This is a genomic window from Kribbella turkmenica (assembly GCF_004348725.1).
Taxonomy (GTDB): domain Bacteria; phylum Actinomycetota; class Actinomycetes; order Propionibacteriales; family Kribbellaceae; genus Kribbella; species Kribbella turkmenica.
The window spans coordinates 43660-59004 of sequence record NZ_SMKR01000019.1 but is presented as its reverse complement, the minus strand read 5'-3'; the positions used below and the strand labels follow the sequence as shown (position 1 = coordinate 59004).

The 15345-nt window shown below is 68.6% G+C and carries 14 protein-coding genes; 8 read left to right on the top strand and 6 right to left on the bottom strand.

Going from position 1 to position 15345, the window contains the following annotated elements:
• Positions 1-158: 158 nt before the first annotated feature.
• Positions 159-1832 carry an acyltransferase gene (locus E1218_RS06765; RefSeq protein ID WP_132317370.1) on the bottom strand — a complete coding sequence of 558 codons (1674 nt, stop codon included), beginning with the start codon at positions 1830-1832 and terminating at the stop codon, positions 159-161.
• Positions 1833-1918: 86 nt separating this feature from the next.
• Here E1218_RS06765 and E1218_RS06760 point away from each other — a divergent pair, with 86 nt between their 5' ends.
• The 6 genes from E1218_RS06760 to E1218_RS06735 all read left to right on the top strand — a co-directional run bounded on the left by E1218_RS06760 (position 1919) and on the right by E1218_RS06735 (position 7435).
• Positions 1919-2998 carry a LacI family DNA-binding transcriptional regulator gene (locus tag E1218_RS06760; RefSeq protein WP_132317368.1) on the top strand — a complete coding sequence of 360 codons (1080 nt, stop codon included), beginning with the start codon at positions 1919-1921 and terminating at the stop codon, positions 2996-2998.
• Between the two features lie 210 nt (positions 2999-3208).
• A complete protein-coding gene (locus tag E1218_RS06755) occupies positions 3209-4531 on the top strand; it encodes an ABC transporter substrate-binding protein (RefSeq protein WP_132317366.1) in 1323 nt (440 codons plus the stop codon).
• Positions 4532-4623: 92 nt separating this feature from the next.
• Positions 4624-5604 carry a carbohydrate ABC transporter permease gene (locus E1218_RS06750; RefSeq protein ID WP_132317364.1) on the top strand — a complete coding sequence of 327 codons (981 nt, stop codon included), beginning with the start codon at positions 4624-4626 and terminating at the stop codon, positions 5602-5604.
• Positions 5597-6436 (top strand): carbohydrate ABC transporter permease, encoded by an 840-nt coding sequence (locus E1218_RS06745; RefSeq protein ID WP_132317362.1) that lies wholly within the window; start codon positions 5597-5599, stop codon positions 6434-6436. The genes E1218_RS06750 and E1218_RS06745 overlap by 8 nt, the downstream gene beginning before the upstream one ends.
• 117 nt (positions 6437-6553) lie before the next feature.
• Complete coding sequence (locus E1218_RS06740) at positions 6554-7150, top strand: TetR/AcrR family transcriptional regulator (protein ID WP_132317360.1); 597 nt, start codon at positions 6554-6556, stop codon at positions 7148-7150.
• A gap of 69 nt (positions 7151-7219) precedes the next feature.
• Positions 7220-7435 carry a DUF2867 domain-containing protein gene (locus tag E1218_RS06735; RefSeq protein WP_132317358.1) on the top strand — a complete coding sequence of 72 codons (216 nt, stop codon included), beginning with the start codon at positions 7220-7222 and terminating at the stop codon, positions 7433-7435.
• Here the strand turns inward: E1218_RS06735 and thpR are convergent.
• Positions 7427-7990 carry an RNA 2',3'-cyclic phosphodiesterase gene (thpR, locus tag E1218_RS06730; RefSeq protein ID WP_132317356.1) on the bottom strand — a complete coding sequence of 188 codons (564 nt, stop codon included), beginning with the start codon at positions 7988-7990 and terminating at the stop codon, positions 7427-7429. The genes E1218_RS06735 and thpR overlap by 9 nt on opposite strands.
• Before the next feature lie 33 nt (positions 7991-8023).
• Here thpR and E1218_RS06725 point away from each other — a divergent pair, with 33 nt between their 5' ends.
• Positions 8024-9478 (top strand): LLM class flavin-dependent oxidoreductase, encoded by a 1455-nt coding sequence (locus tag E1218_RS06725; protein ID WP_233712061.1) that lies wholly within the window; start codon positions 8024-8026, stop codon positions 9476-9478.
• On the opposite strand, the gene E1218_RS06720 is transcribed toward E1218_RS06725, so the two are convergent.
• The 3 genes from E1218_RS06720 to E1218_RS06710 are packed head-to-tail and all read right to left on the bottom strand — an operon-like array spanning position 9461 to position 12669.
• Positions 9461-10864, bottom strand: coding sequence for a mycothione reductase (locus E1218_RS06720; protein WP_132317354.1), 1404 nt, complete (start codon positions 10862-10864; stop codon positions 9461-9463). The two genes, E1218_RS06725 and E1218_RS06720, sit on opposite strands and share 18 nt — an antisense overlap.
• A gap of 24 nt (positions 10865-10888) precedes the next feature.
• Positions 10889-12223, bottom strand: coding sequence for an MFS transporter (locus E1218_RS06715; RefSeq protein WP_132317352.1), 1335 nt, complete (start codon positions 12221-12223; stop codon positions 10889-10891).
• Positions 12220-12669, bottom strand: coding sequence for a MarR family winged helix-turn-helix transcriptional regulator (locus E1218_RS06710; protein ID WP_132317350.1), 450 nt, complete (start codon positions 12667-12669; stop codon positions 12220-12222). Before E1218_RS06710 ends, E1218_RS06715 begins: the two co-directional genes overlap by 4 nt.
• Positions 12670-12766: 97 nt before the next feature.
• Between E1218_RS06710 and E1218_RS06705 the strand changes: the two genes are divergently transcribed.
• Entirely contained in the window at positions 12767-13882 is a 1116-nt protein-coding gene (locus E1218_RS06705) for a hypothetical protein (protein WP_132317348.1), read from the top strand.
• Here the strand turns inward: E1218_RS06705 and E1218_RS06700 are convergent.
• Positions 13843-15315 carry an NCS2 family permease gene (locus E1218_RS06700; protein ID WP_132317346.1) on the bottom strand — a complete coding sequence of 491 codons (1473 nt, stop codon included), beginning with the start codon at positions 15313-15315 and terminating at the stop codon, positions 13843-13845. The genes E1218_RS06705 and E1218_RS06700 overlap by 40 nt on opposite strands.
• Positions 15316-15345 lie beyond the last annotated feature (30 nt).

The following is a 15345-nucleotide window of genomic DNA, read 5'->3' as shown; positions in this document are numbered from 1 at the left end:
CAGGTACGGCGACCGTGACCCACTTGTGGTGCTCATGCGCCAGAACCCTAGTCGGAGAGGAGTCAGCGGACGAGGGCGGCGATCACGACCATGGCGACCAGAGCGGCCAGCACGAGCGAGGTCACCAGGTTGCGGGTACGCGGGTCCACACCTTCAGGCTAATCGACCCCCGGATGTCTCCGGTCAGGGCAGGGGGCGACCAGCGGCTCGGGCCGGTGGACGCCGCGCGGGCGGTATCCGACCGCGTCCGACAGGTCGAGGTAGTCCGAGAGCAGCCAGATCACGGCAAGCCACATCTCGGTGCCCTGCAGGCCGGGGATCGCCCGGTCGTCGGTTCCGTCCGGCGCGAACGCGAAGCCCTGACCGTCGACCCAGCGGTCCAGGATCCGGCCGAGCTGGTCCTCGGCCCACCGGCGGCCCTCCACCCGGCCGCTGTCGGTCTGCTTCCCGGCCAGCCAGAGTGGATGGATCACATCCAGCACGTTGCACGAGTTGTACCCGTCGCCGCTGAACATCCGTTTGTCGTTGCTGTGCGCAAGCACTGTCCTGACGGCCTGCTCCGGGTACGGCAGCGGCAACCCGAACTGCGCGTAGGTACCGCGCGTCAGCCGGTAGAAGCCGTTGACGACCTGCAACCAGCCGTCGTCCGGATGCGGCCGGCCCCACATGCCGGAGCCGGGATCGGCGCGCAGCACGAGCCAGCCGAGGAGCGTCGACAGCGGGCCGGATTCGCCGTGATCCTTGAGGTTCCGGGCCAGAGCGGTGCCCAGGGCATCGATCCCGGACCCCGACGACCAGGCATGCCGCTCCCACGGCAGGTTGTCGAGCTGACGCTCGAGCTCGCCCGGCGCGAAGTCGGTCCTGATCGGATGCTCGAAGCAGCTGTCCAGCACCTGGAGGGCATAGCCGACACAGAGGATGTGATAGCTGGCCGGGCCTTCCAGCACCGACAGCTTGTCGGTCGCCGGCACGTCCAGCCCGGCGTCGGCGAGGTCTCCTGGTGAGACCAGTCCGCTCTCCGGATCCTGGCGGTGACGCAGCCGGCGGACGAGGTCGTCGCGCGGGTGACCCTCAGGGGTACGGCGGACCAGTACGTCGGCGATCTCGACGGCGTCGCACCACGGGCGGATCTGCGGCTCGTGGCCGCGTCCTGGCCGGTCGACGAACCGCTCCCCGTCCCAGCACCGGCGCAGTACGTCGTCCACCTGGTCGCGGGCCTTGGCGGTGAAGGCGGCGAGGCGCTCGGCCAGGTCGCCCGCCGGGCGCCGCGCGGACGTCTCACGGGAGCGCAGTACGCGCGCCGGGTTGCCGGCGGCAATCGCGTTGGCGGGGACGTCCTTGGTGACCACTGCACCAGCTCCGATGATCGAGTGTGGGCCGATCGTGACGCCGTCGAGGACCGTGACGTTCGAGCCGATCCAGACGTCGTCGCCGACGGTGATGCCGAGGGAGGTGTGCGGCTGGCGGAAGATCGGCTTCCCCGGTGCGGTCCCGTGGTTGAACGCGAGCAGCGACGTGTGGGCGCCGATCCGGACCGCGTCGCCGATGGTGACCCGGCCACGGACCGCCGAGAAGGGGTTGATCGTGGTGTCCGCGCCCAGTGACACGTGCCCGGTGACGTAGGCGTGCGCCGCGATGTACGACCGCTCCCCCATCCGCAGTTCCTCGCAGTACACCGCCGCCGACTCCGCGACGTACGCCGTGTCCGCGAGCGACACCGACCCGACGAGCCGCTGCTGCCGTTCGAGCTGGCGCTCGCGCTCCTCGTCGGAGGCGATGCGCGCGTACTCCCAGGGCAGGAAATCCAGTCGCAACGGTTCACCAGGCGTCATGGGAAAACGCTATCCAAACCTCCGCGCCCGCGCTACCCCCGAAAACACGCTGCTACCCTCTCGGCTGTGCGGGGTAGCAGGCAGACATGACGACACCCGGATCCCTGGCCGGCGGCGACAGCGCCGACGACGGTCCGGCGAGCGGCGGTGGGCGCCGGCGGGTCACGATCAGCGACCTCGCACGCCGTCTGCACATCTCGAAGGCGTCGGTCTCGTACGCGCTGAACGGCCGCGCCGGGGTCAGCGAGGAGACCCGGCAGCGGGTGCTCGACCTGGCCGAGGAGCTCGGCTTCCACCCGAACTCGGCGGCCGTCGCGCTCTCGGCCAGCCGGACCCGCACCATCGGCATCGTCATCGCCCGCGACCCGGCGCTGATCTCGACCGAGGCGTTCTACATGCGCACGCTGGTCGGCATCGAGCAGTACCTGAACGAGGTCGACTCGTCGCTGCTGCTGCGGCTGACCGGTGAGCACGGCGAGGACCTCGACGTCCTGCGGCGATGGTCGCGGCAGGGGCGGGTCGACGGGTTCATCCTGTTCGACGAGCACGACGACGACCCGCGGATCCCGCTGCTCCGGGAGCTCGGGCTGCCGTGCGTCGTGGTCAGCTCCAACGATCCCGACGACCAGGTCGGCCGGCTGATCAGCTCGCCGGTCGAGACCGTCACGCTGCTGCTGGACCACCTGGCCGAGCTCGGCCACCGCGACATAGCGCACATCAGCGGGCCGTTCACGTTCGTGCACGAGCAGCTCCGGGTGCGGATGCTGCACGAGGAGGCCGAGCGCCGCGGCATGACGGTCCGGCACATCGAGGGCAGGTACCGTTACGACGACGGCGCCGAGCTGACCCGCCTGCTGCTGACGGCCCCGGACCCGCCGACCGCGATCGTGCTGGGCAACGACCTGATGGCGGTCGCCGCACTGCGGGTGGCGATGGACCACGGCACCGACGTACCCGGTGAGGTGTCGATCCTTGCCTGGGACGACTCGCCGTTGTGCGAGCTCGCGCGGCCGGGGATCACCGCGATCGACCAGAAGACGATGGAACGCGGCCGGGCGGCCGCCGATCTCCTTCTCCGGGTGGCCTCGGGTGAGACCGCCCTGCATGAACAGGCCCCCGCCGGGGAACTGCGGGCGCGGGAGTCGTCCGGTCCCGCTCGCGCCTGATCCTTCAAGACTCTGTGAATTCGGGCGATTCCGGAGTGTGTCGGATTGCGCGTGTCCCCTGACGGATGAAGGTTGGTCGATGTCACGAGGTAGTAACGAAGATGCCTCTACTGAACCGGTTAGGGTTTCGAAACTTAACCGGTTAGGCCACTATGGGGCCGATCCGCCTCCGCAGCACCGCGGGGGCTCGACGGGACGAGGGAGTCCGACGTGAGACTGCGTTCGCTTGTAGCCGCAGCAGCGGTGACCGCCCTGGGAATCAGCCTGGCCGCCTGCGGTGGCAGCGACTCGGGCGATTCCTCCGGCGGCAGTTCGGGTGGAGACCAGACGCTGACCTACTGGGCCAGCAACCAGGGCACCAGCCTGGACAACGACAAGGAGGTGCTGACCCCGGTCCTGCAGAAGTTCACCCAGGAGACCGGCATCAAGGTCAACCTCGAGGTGATCGGCTGGAACGACCTGCAGACCCGGATCCAGACCGCGATCACCTCCGGCCAGGCGCCGGACGTGGTCAACATCGGCAACACCTGGGCCGCGTCGCTGCAGGCGACCGACGCGTTCCTGCCGTTCGACGGCGAGGCGATGGACGCGATCGGCGGGAAGGACAAGTTCGTGCCGACGGCGCTGGCGACCGGCGGCAAGGAAGGCACCGACCCGACATCGGTCCCGCTCTACGGCCTGGCGTACGGCATGTACTACAACAAGGCGATGTTCGCCGCGGCCGGTCTGCAGCCACCGAAGACCTGGGAAGAGATGGTCGCCGCGGCCAAGAAGCTGACCAACCCGGCAAAGAACCAGTACGGCATGGCGCTCGCGGCCGGCAGCTACACCGAGAACGTGCACTTCGCGTTCATCAACGCCGCGCAGAACGGGGCCGACTGGTTCGACAAGGACGGCAAGCCGACCTTCACCGGTGACGGCCAGGTCCAGGGCGTCCTGCGGTACCTCGACCTGATGCAGAAGGACAAGGTCGCCAACCCGTCGAACGCGCAGTACGACAACGGCACCAAGTCGGTGAACGACTTCGCCACCAAGAAGGTCGCGATGATCATCAACCAGAACAACGCCAACTCCTCGATCGCCGCCAACGGCATGAAGAGCAGCGAGTACGGCGTGGTGCCCTTCCCGGCACCGGCGGACGCGGCCAACCAGACCGCGAGCCACGTGGCCGGGATCAACCTGTCGATCTTCAAGAACACGAAGAACAAGGACGCGGCGCTCAAGTTCGTGAAGTTCATGACGGACCCGGGCACCCAGGCGACGCTGGGCAAGCCGTTCGCCTCGCTGCCGGTGCTGAAGGACGCGAAGCCGGTCTTCACCGACAACGCCGAGGAGGCCGCGACCTTCCAGGACATCTACAACACCAAGTCCAAGCCGCTGCCCCTGGTGCCGGCCGAGGACCAGTACGAGAGCACCGTCGGCAAGGCGATGAACGCGATGTTCGCCAAGATCGCCACCGGCGGCACGGTGACCGCGGACGAGGTGAAGGCGGCCCTGAAGACCGCCGAGGACCAAGTGGCCGCGAGTAGCTGACGCGACCGCGGTGGCCCGGGCGCGGCGACGCGCCCGGGCCACCGGTCCACGTCAGCCGACCACCGACCCGAAGACAGGAGGCGACCCCGCGCATGTCCGTCGCCACAACAGATGCCCCCGCGGACGCCGCGAAGCCGGCCAGGTCCCGGCGCGCCGGCCCGGAACGCCGGCCCGGTCTGAGCCGGTGGCTGCCCTACCTGCTGCTGGCTCCGGCCGTGCTGCTGGAACTGCTCATCCACATCATCCCGATGCTGGTCGGGATCTGGATGAGCTTCGTGAAACTGACCAAGTTCTACATCGCGAACTGGTCCGCCGCGCCCTGGGCCGGGCTCGGCAACTACAAGGTGGCGGTCGACTTCGACAACGCCGTCGGTGAGGGGCTGCTGAAGTCCTTCGGCGTCACCATCGCCTTCTCGCTGATCACCGTCGCGCTCTCCTGGACGCTCGGCATGGCCGCGGCGGTCGCGCTGCAGCCGCCGTTCCGCGGCCGGAGCTGGGTCCGGACGCTGTTCCTGGTGCCGTACGCGTTGCCGGCGTACGCCGGGATCCTGACCTGGAACTTCATGCTCCAGCGCGACACCGGCATCGTGAACCACATCCTGGTCGACAACCTGGGACTGGCGAGCGACCGGCCGTTCTGGCTGCTCGGCGGGAACGCGCTGGTGTCGCTGATCACGGTCGCGGTGTGGAAGCTGTGGACGTTCGCGTTCCTCACCCTGATGGCCGGATTGCAGAGCATCCCGCGCGACGTCTACGAGGCCGCGGCGGTGGACGGGGCCGGCAACCTGCGGCAGTGGCGCAACATCACCCTGCCGTCGCTGCGGCCGGTCAACCTCGTGCTCGTGCTCGTCCTGTTCCTGTGGACGTTCAGCGATTTCAACACGCCGTACGTGCTGTTCGGTACGGCGCAGCCGCCGGCGGGCGACCTGATCACCTTCCACATCTACAACGCGTCGTTCCTGACCTGGAACTTCGGCTCCGGCGCGGCCATGTCCGTGCTGCTGCTGATCTTCCTGATGATCGTCACCGGCATCTACCTGTTCGTCACCGGAAGGAGGTCGCGTCGTGCGTGAGACGAAGGGTTTCAAGATCTACCGGGGCGTCATGCTGGCCGTCCTCGGCCTGTTCGTGCTGATCCCGCTGTACGTGATGATCACCTCGTCGCTCAAGCCGCTGGCCGACGTCCAGGGCGCGTTCACCTGGTGGCCGTCGAACCTGACCGTCGAACCGTTCGTCGAGATGTGGAAGACGGTGCCGCTGGCCCGGTACTTCGTGAACAGCACGATCGTCTCGGTGGCCGCGACGGTGTTCTCGGTGGCGATCGCGATCCTGGCCGCGTTCGCGGTGTCGCGGTTCCGGTTCCGCGGCCGGACGGTGTTCACCACCACGGTGCTGTCGACGCAGATGTTCCCGGGTGTGCTGTTCCTGCTGCCGTTGTTCCTGATCTTCGTGAACATCAACAACTCGGTGGGCGTCCAGTTGGTCGGGACGCGGTTGGGGTTGATCATCACCTACCTGACCTTCAGCCTGCCGTTCTCGATCTGGATGCTGGCCGGGTACTTCGACAGCATCCCGCGGGAGCTGGACGAGGCGGCGCTGGTGGACGGCTGTGGACCGATGGGCGCCCTCGGCCGAGTGGTGCTGCCGGCCGCGCGTCCCGGCGTGATCGCGGTCGCGATCTACTCGTTCATGACCGCGTGGGGTGAAGTCCTGTTCGCGTCGGTGATGACCACCGAGGCGAACCGGACGTTGTCGGTGGGCCTGCGGCAGTACTCGACCCAGACCAACGTCTACTGGAACCAGATCATGGCGGCCGCACTGGTCGTCAGCATTCCGGTGGTCATCGGCTTCCTGCTCGCCCAGCGCCACTTCGTCGCGGGCGTCACCGCGGGCGCCGTCAAGTAACTCCACCACCACGAGAGGGGCTCTCCGGCCGGAGAGCCCCTCTTGTGGTGCCGTCGTCACGTTGCGGCCGCGCGCAACTTACATACATTCATGTACGTAGGTTTCTCAGGAGGACGCATGCGGACGACGCAGGCCGAGCGACGGGCGCGGACCCGGGCAGCCATCCTCAAGTCGGCCGCGCGCGGCCTGTCCCGGTACGGCTACGGCAACCTGAAGCTCGAGCAGGTGGCCGCCGACGCCGGCTATACCCGCGGCGCGCTCTACCACCTGTTCAAGAACAAGGAAGAGCTCGCGCTGGCCGTCCGTGAATGGGTGATCGCGACCTGGGACGAGGAGGTCGGTGAGGCGGTCCGGCAGGAGTCCGACCCGGTAACGGCGCTGCTCACCCTGGCTCGCCGGCACGCGGTGTACTGCCGGCGCGACATCGCCCGGGTGGCGGTCGCGCTCCGGATGGAGTTCGCCGGCCAGGACCATCCGGTCGGCCTCCAAGTCGAGGAGAACTACGCCCAACTGGTCGCCATGGTGACCAGGTTGGTCAGGGCCGGCCGCCGTACCGGGGGGCTGCCGGCCGGAGCTCCGGCCGGGGTGGTCGCGAGCGCGTACGTCGGGGCGCTCGAAGGCACCGTGACCGCGCTGGCCGGGCAGGTGCCGCAGGACGAGCGATTCGCCGTTCGGGCGGTCGCCGGAGTGCTCGGACTGGAAGGGGAACGATGAAACTGCCGAAATCCGCCTACACGGATCCGCCGTGGCGGATGCACGAGATCGCCGCCGACTTCACCGTCGATGACGTCTGAGCGCTGCCGACACCGCGGCCGGTATCGCGGCCAGCTGGCCGTGCTGGTCAGACCCAACGGCCGGCTCGGCCGGCTCTACATGGCCGCGATCCTCCCGTTCCGCCACCTCTTCGTCTATCCGCCGCTGCTCAACGGGATAGGCAAGGAGTGGGCGGCTCAGGCGGACCTCCCAGCCCGTGAACCCTCTGGAAACGAGTCAGCCTAGGAACTCCCATTCGCCCACTGTGGCGTACGCCGCACTGTGGCCCGGGCCCTCGCCGAGCCGGGACTCGATCAGGTGCAGGCTGCCCGCGGTCCATGACGGGCCGTCGTAGGTGTCGAAGATCCGGACCCACTTGGTGACGTCCATCTGCCGGCGCAGGCGGGCCAGGGTCACGTGGGGGGTGAACTTCCGGCCCTCCACGGTCACGCCGGCGCGGTTCGCCGCCGCCCTCGTGGTCATCGCCAGGTGCTTGAGCGACTCGGTGTCGTCGCGCACCCCGGCGTACAGCACCCGGGCGTCCGGCACCCCTGGGAAGGCGCCCGCTCCCCGGAGTTGCAGCTCGAACGGCTGCTGCCGCTTGGCGGCCCGCTCGAGCCGCTCCCCCAGCTCGTCGGTCTTCCACTCCGAAACCTCGCCGAGGAACGCCAGGGTGATGTGCCAGTGCTCGTCCGCGGCCCACCGGATGTCGTCGTCCCGGTGCTCCCGCCGCGGCTGCACGAAGTCGCTGAGATCCTCCACTACGTCAATCGGCGGCACCACGGCCACGAACAATCGCATCCAGAAATCGTAACCGTGCGGGAAACTGCTTTTGTGGAGGAACTGAAGCTGCCGTCGCCGTGTGTGGTGATCCTGGTCGGGCCCGGTGCCTCGGGGAAGTCGACATGGGCGGCGGAGCGGTTCGCGGCGGACCTGATCGTGTCGAGTGATCGGTTGCGCGCGCTGGTCGGTGCCGGGGAGGACGACCTCGCGGCGAGTGCGGACGCGTTCGCGCTGCTGGAGGAGGTGGTCGCGCAGCGGATCGGGCGGCAGCTGACGACGGTGATCGACACGCTCGGACTCGACCGCGAACGGCGGTTGCGCTGGCTCGGGCTGGCCCGGGCGGCCGGGATGCCGTGTGTCGCGGTCGGTTTCGACACCCCGGCCGACGAGTGCCGCCGGCGGAACCGTTCCCGGCTGCAGCGGATCCCGGCGGACGCGCTGACCTCGCAACTGCGGTCGTGGACCGCGGTGAAGAAGGCGTTGCCGGCCGAGGGGTACGACGACGTCCTCCAGCCGGCCGTGGTGCGCGTCGTACCGTCGGCGTTCGTGGAGGCCGGTGCGGCAGCGCAGCGGCAGGAGGAGTCGCCGACCGGGTTGCGGTTCGGGCTGCAGCTGAGCAGCTACACCCACAAGGCCGGGCGGGCGGGGACGGCGTCGTGGATCCGCGAGGTGGCCACCCGGGCGGAGGCGGCCGGGTTCGACGCGATCTACGTGATGGACCACTTCCGGCAGATCCCGCAGGTCGGCCGGGCGTGGGACGACTTCCTGGAGAGCTGGACGACCCTCGGGTACCTGGCGGCGTGTACGTCGCGGGCGCGGCTGGGGACGCTGGTCTCCGGGATCACCTACCGGAACGTCGCGCACTTGGGGAAGATCGCGGCGACGCTCGACGTACTGAGTGGTGGACGTGCTGTCTGCGGGGTCGGGCTGGCGTGGTTCGAGGCGGAGCACAAGGCCTACGGATGGGCGTTCCCCCCGGTGGGCGAACGGTACGCGTTGCTCGAGGACGCGCTGCAGCTGCTCCCGGTTCTGTGGGGACCGGGCAACAAACCGTTCCACGGCGCGGTGCTCGACGTACCGGATACGACGTGCTACCCGCGACCGTTGCAGGAGCGGTTGCCCCTGCTGGTCGGGGGAAGCGGACCCCGGACCCTGCGGCTGGCAGCCCGCCATGCTGATGCGGTGAACGTGTTCGGCGATGTCGCGCAAGTGCGCAAGCGCGTCGGCTATCTGCGTGAGTTCAGCACCTCCGTGGAGGTCTCGCACCTGTCCACAACCCTTGTGGGCAAGGATCGTCGGGATGTGGACGAACTGGTGGCGCAACTGCGTCCACGCAACCAGGACCCGGCCCGGTACGCCGCGACCGTGAACGCCGGCACGGTCGCCGACCAGATCGGCCGCTTCCGCGAACTCTCCGAGGCCGGCGTCGCCGAGGTGATGATCAGCCTGCCGTCGCTCGACACGCTGGAGAACGCCGGCGAGGTGATCTCAGCCTTTCGCCGGTAGCCGGAGCTTGAGCAGGGCGTTCTCGATCAGCTCGGACATGGCCGGGTGGATCCAGTACTGGTCGCGGGCCATCGAGTAGGCGTCCAGGCCGAAGCTCATCGCCTGGATGACCGGCTGGATCACCGACGACGCCTGCGGGCCGATGATGTGGCAGCCGATGATCTGCCGGGTCTGCGGGTCGGCCAGGATCTTGGCGAACCCGGTGGTGTCCTCCATCGCCCAGCCGTAGGCGATGTCGGCGTACTGCTGACGGCCGACGACGTACGGGATCCCGCGCTGCCGTGCCTGCTCCTCGGTGAGGCCGACGGCCGCGATCTGTGGTGAGCTGAAGACCGCGTGCGGGACGAAACGGTGGTCGGAGGTGATCCGGTCGGCCGGGTTGAGCAGGTTGTGCTTCACCACGCGGGCCTCGTGGTTCGCGACGTGCTTCAACTGGTGGGGCGAGGTGACGTCACCGAGCGCGTAGATGCCGTCGACGTTGGTCTGCTGGAACTCGTCCACGACCACGCGGCCCTCGTCGTCCACCGCGACCCCGGCGGCGTCCAGGTTCAGCGTGTCCGAGTTCGGCGTCCGGCCGACGGCGACCAGGACCTCGTCGACCACGAGCTCGTCCACCCCCTCCGGGCTGAGCATCTCGAGCGCGATCGCGCCGTCCTGCCGCCGCTTCGCGCTCACCGTGTCGTGGTTCAGGCGGACGTCGTACTTCGCCCGGGCGATCTCGGTGAACCGCTGGCCGATGTCGCCGTCCTCGTGCCGCATCAGCTGCCCGGAACGGGCGATCATCGTGACCTCGACGCCGTACGACGCGAACACGTGCGCGAACTCGGCCGCGACGAACCCGCTGCCGATGATGCCGAGCCGGCGCGGCAGTTCCTCGAGCCGCATGATCGTGTTCGAGGTGTGGTGGCCGGCCTCCTCGAGCCCCGGCACGAACGGGACGATCGGCCGGCTGCCGGTCGCCAGCACGAACTGCTCACCGGTCAGCACGCTGGTCGTGCCGTCGTTGCCGTCGACGGTCAGCTCCCTGGCGCCGGTGAACCGGCCGGTGCCGTCGTACACGGTCACGTTCGCGTTGTCCGCGTGGTGGTGCCGGTACTCCGAGCTCTTCGCGGCGATCGGGTCGATCCGGCCGAAGATCCGGTCCCGGATCGCCGGCCAGCGGACCCTGTCCAGCGTCTCGTCGACGCCGTACCGCGAACTGATCGACGGGGTCGCGGCCAGGTCGGCGGTGTGCACGAACATCTTGGTCGGGATGCAGCCGACGTTCAGGCAGGTGCCGCCGAACGTTCCGCGCTCGACGATCGCCACCTTCCAGTCCGCGAACCGCCGGTTCACGATCGTGTTCCCGGAGCCGGTCCCGATGATCACCAGGTCGTAATGAGTCACACCCCATTGTGGGGTCGGCGGGACTCAGGCCACCCTGGGTCCCGGATCCTTCGCCGGTGACAGCGCCGGCTCCGGCGGTCCGACGACCGCCTTCTCGCCCAGGAGCTCGGTCTGCGGGAGCACGTCCAGGCGCGGGCGCGGCAGCAGCCTGGGACGGATCGACAGGCCACGGCGGCGGGAGAAGTACAGCACCGACGCGATCGTGCCGAGGACCGTGAGCCCACCGCCGACGATCAGCGACCAGCGGGCGCCGAACGTCTGGCCGACCCACCCGATCAGCGGCGACCCGATCGGCGTACCGCCCATCAGGACCGTCATGTACAGCGCCATCACCCGGCCGCGCATGGTCGGCTCGATGCTGAGCTGCATGGTCGCGTTCGCCGCGGTCAGCATGGTCAGCGAGGTGAGCCCGACCAGCGGGAGCACCAGCGCGTACGTCAGGTACGTCGGCATCAGGCCGCTGACCAGCGCCATCACACCGAACGCCAGCGCCGAGCCGATCACCAGGCGAGCGCGGATCCGGACCCGGCGGGCCGCCAGCAGCGCACCCGACAGCGACCCGATCGCGAGGATCGAGCCGAGGACGCCGTACTCCCCCGCGCCCTTCTGGAACACCTCGGTCGCCATCAGGGCGGACGTCAGCTGGAAGTTCAGCCCGAACGTGCCGGCGAAGAACACGGTCACCAGCACCATCATCAGATCGGGACGGCGCCACAGGTAGCGCATGCCATCGCGGATCATGCCCTTGTCGCGGGCCGCGACCATCGGGGTGTGCAGCTCGCTCACCCGCATCAGCCGCAGCGACACGATCACCGCGGCGTAGGTGAGACCGTTGATCATGATGACCGGTCCGGTGCCGATCCAGTGGATCAGCAAGCCGGCCAGCGCCGGGCCGAGCAGCCGGGCGGCGTTGAAGGAGGCCGAGTTCAGCCCGACCGCGTTGGCCAGCTCGTCCCGGCCGACCATCTCGACCACGAACGCCTGCCGGGCCGGCGCGTCGAACGCCGTACCGATCCCGAACAGCAGGGCCAGCAGATACACGTGCCAGGGCGCCACCAATCCGGACACGGTCAGTCCGCCGAGCACGAGAGCGACCGTGGCCATCGCGATCTGGGTGCAGGTGAGCACCTGTCGCTTCGGGAAGCGGTCGGCGACGAGCCCGGCGTACGGACCGAGCAGGAGGGCGGGCAGGAACTGCAGTCCGGTGACGATGCCGAGCGCCGTACCGGAGTGGGTCAGCTCCAGGACCAGCCAGTCCTGGGCGACACGCTGCATCCAGGTGCCGACGTTCGAGACGATCGCGCCGGAGGCGTAGAGACGGAAGTTGCGGACCTTGAACGCGCGGAAGGTCGGACTCATGTAGCCGCCAGGCGTTCGAGAACAGGTGCTGCCTTGCGCAGGATGTCGCGCTCCTCGGGAGTCAGTTGCTTCAGTTTGGTCTGCAGCCACTCGTCGCGGCGCCGGCGGTTGGCGAGGATGAGCTCGTCCGCGCGACTGGTCAGCTCGACCACGATCTGGCGCTTGTCGGTCGGGTGGGGCCGGCGGGCGACCAGGCCCGCCTCCTCCATGTTCGACACGATCCGCGTCATCGACGGCGGCTTGACCTGCTCGTGCGCGGCCAGCTCGCCGATCGTCATCGCGTCGTGCTTGGCCAGCGCGCCGAGCACGCTGAGCTGGTTGGCGGTGAGGTCGTGGCCGGGCTCGCGCTGCCGCCGCAGCTGCCGGGACAACCGCAGCATCGACGACCTCAGGGCACTTGCCAGCCCGACGTCACTCTTCACCTGCTGGGCTACGACTTCGGGCATGTTCGTTAGCTTAACTTATTACCTTTGCTAAAGAAAACGGTGGGCCGGTCCGTGGTATTCCCGGGCAGTCGCCGACCACCCGCTAGGGTTCCCGGGCATGGGGACACCTGCTGAGCTCGAGCGGTACGAGCAGCGGTTCCGACGGGCCGGGCTGCCGCTGTTCATCGAGGACTTCTCACCGACGCACGACATCTTCACCCGGGCCACGCCGGTGCTGGTGCTGGTGTTCCTGGCCGAGATGCTCGGCGCCACCGAACTGAACTGGCCGGTCTGGCAGAACATCCTGGCCGCAATCGTCGGGCTGGCCGTCCTGATCGGCGGCTTCGGCCTGCTGAACGGTCTCCGCGGGCGCCCGTTCTGGTCGCTGCCGACCCGCTTCGGTATTCCGGAATTGGCCGTCTTCGTGCTGCTCCCGGCGTTGCTGCCGCTGGTCCAGGGACAGGTCCGGCAGTTCCTCGGCGTTGCCATCGGCAACCTGGTGTTCGTCGGGGTGGTGTACGTCGTGATCGGCTACGGCCTGATCGCGACGACGTACTGGGGACTGCGCCGGCTCGTCGGCGAGCTCGCCAACTCGATCGCCAGCCTGGTCCGGGCGCTGCCGTTGCTGCTCGTGTTCTCCCTGGTGCTGTTCGTCAACACCGAGATGTGGCAGGTGTTCGCCGGGATGCCGGTCGAGTTCATCGTGTTCTCGGTGATCGCGTTCACGCTGCTCAGCATCCTCTTCCTGCTGATCCGGCTGCCGAAGGAGCTCGACGAGATCGAGCGCGACGCGGGCTCCGGACCGCCGCTGCGCCGGATCCAGCGGGTGAACCTGAGCATCGGCCTGGTCGTCCGGCAGTGGCTGCAGGTGCTCGTCGTCAGCACCGGCGTCGGCCTGTTCTTCGTTGCCTTCGGCATGCTCGGGATCAGCGGGCAGATCTACGAGAACTGGGGCATCAGCCCCGGCGCGTGGTCGTACGAGGTCGACCTGCTCGGCCACCCGGTGCTCCTCAGCGCGTCCCTGGTGAAGGTCGCGACCGGCATCGCGAACGTCACCGGGTTGTACTACGCGATCGCGCTGCTGACCGACGCGTCGTACCGAACCGAGTTTCTCGACAACCTCACCGCCGAGCTCCGCACCCTGTTCATCGCACGGGCGGAGTACCTCGAACTCCGCCGGACGGCGGCGGCCGGTCAGGTGAGCCAGTCGCCGAGGGGGCCGATGGCGAAGTAGACGACGAAGAGTGCGGAGACCACCCACATCAGCGGGTGGATCTGGCGGGCCTTGCCGCGGACCAGCTTCAGGATCACGTAGGAGACGAAGCCGGCACCGATACCCGCCGTGATCGAGAACGTGAACGGCATCAGGATGATCGTCAGGAACGCCGGGAACGCGACCTCGAGATCGTCGAAGTCGATCCCCTTCACCTGCGTCATCATCAGGAACCCGACCAGGATCAGCGCCGGCGTCGCCGCCTCGTACGGCACCAGCGTGACCAGCGGCGCGATCACCATCGAGATCAGGAAGCAGATCCCGGTCACCACACTCGCCAGCCCGGTTCGCGCCCCCTCGCCGACACCCGACGCCGACTCGATGTACGACGTGTTGCTCGACACCGACGCGGCACCACCGGCGGCCGCCGCCACCGAGTCGACGATCAGGATCCGCTGCGTGTTCGGCGGGTTCCCGTCCTCGTCGAGCAGGCCGGCCTCGGCACCGATCGCGGTCATCGTGCCCATCGTGTCGAAGAAGTCCGCCAGCATCAGCGTGAAGATCAGCAGCAGCGCCGACACCAGGCCGACCTTCTCGAACGAACCGAACAGGCTGAACTCGCCGAGGGTGTCCAGGTTCGGCTTGGTGAACCAGTCGTCCGGCAGCTTCGGCACGCTCAGGCCCCAGCCGCCCGGGTTCTCGGTGGTCCGGGCGCCCACGCTGATGATCGACTCGATCACGATCGCCAGCACGGTGGCCGTCAGGATGCCGATCAGGATGGCGCCCTTCACCTTGCGTGCATACAGCGTGATGATCAGCAACAGGCCGATCACGAACACCAGCACCGGCCAGCCGCGGAGGTTGCCGCCGACTCCGAGCTCGACCGGAGGGCCGGTCAGCGCGGCCGGACGACGGACGAAGCCCGCGTCGACCACTCCGATGAACGCGATGAACAGGCCGATCCCGACACTGATCGCCACCTTCAACTGCACCGGGACCGCCTCGAACACCGCCCTGCGGAACCCGGTCAGCACCAGGATCAGGATGATGATGCCCTCCAGCACCACCAGACCCATCGCGTCCGCCCAGGTCATCTTGGTCGCCACCGAGAACGCGATGAACGCGTTCAGCCCCAGACCGGTCGCCAGCGCGAGCGGGAAGTTCGCGACCACGCCCATCAGGATCGTGACCACGCCCGCCACCAGCGCCGTCGCGACCGCGATCTTCGCGATCGACGCCGCCGGGTCCGTGCCGCCGCCGACGTACTGGCCGGCGCCGTCCTTGACCGTGCCGATGATCAGCGGGTTCAGCACGACGATGTAGGCCATCGTGAAGAAGGTGACCAGGCCGCCGCGGATCTCCCGGCTGACCGTGGAACCACGCTGACTGATCTTGAAGTACGAGTCCACGAAGTTGGACCGGTCCCGGGCGGTGGCGGCTTGGGGCGAGCTCATGGCGGAATCGTGCCAGGTCCCACCCGCAAG

Excerpts from the sequence above, each read along its gene's own strand:
- E1218_RS06765 (WP_132317370.1), bottom strand. The coding sequence starts at position 1,832 with ATGACGCCTGGTGAACCGTTGCGACTGGATTTCCTGCCCTGGGAGTAC.
- E1218_RS06760 (WP_132317368.1), top strand. The coding sequence starts at position 1,919 with ATGACGACACCCGGATCCCTGGCCGGCGGCGACAGCGCCGACGACGGT.
- E1218_RS06750 (WP_132317364.1), top strand. The coding sequence starts at position 4,624 with ATGTCCGTCGCCACAACAGATGCCCCCGCGGACGCCGCGAAGCCGGCC.
- E1218_RS06740 (WP_132317360.1), top strand. The coding sequence starts at position 6,554 with ATGCGGACGACGCAGGCCGAGCGACGGGCGCGGACCCGGGCAGCCATC.
- E1218_RS06735 (WP_132317358.1), top strand. The coding sequence starts at position 7,220 with ATGACGTCTGAGCGCTGCCGACACCGCGGCCGGTATCGCGGCCAGCTG.
- thpR (WP_132317356.1), bottom strand. The coding sequence starts at position 7,990 with ATGCGATTGTTCGTGGCCGTGGTGCCGCCGATTGACGTAGTGGAGGAT.
- E1218_RS06715 (WP_132317352.1), bottom strand. The coding sequence starts at position 12,223 with ATGAGTCCGACCTTCCGCGCGTTCAAGGTCCGCAACTTCCGTCTCTAC.
- E1218_RS06710 (WP_132317350.1), bottom strand. The coding sequence starts at position 12,669 with ATGCCCGAAGTCGTAGCCCAGCAGGTGAAGAGTGACGTCGGGCTGGCA.
- E1218_RS06705 (WP_132317348.1), top strand. The coding sequence starts at position 12,767 with ATGGGGACACCTGCTGAGCTCGAGCGGTACGAGCAGCGGTTCCGACGG.
- E1218_RS06700 (WP_132317346.1), bottom strand. The coding sequence starts at position 15,315 with ATGAGCTCGCCCCAAGCCGCCACCGCCCGGGACCGGTCCAACTTCGTG.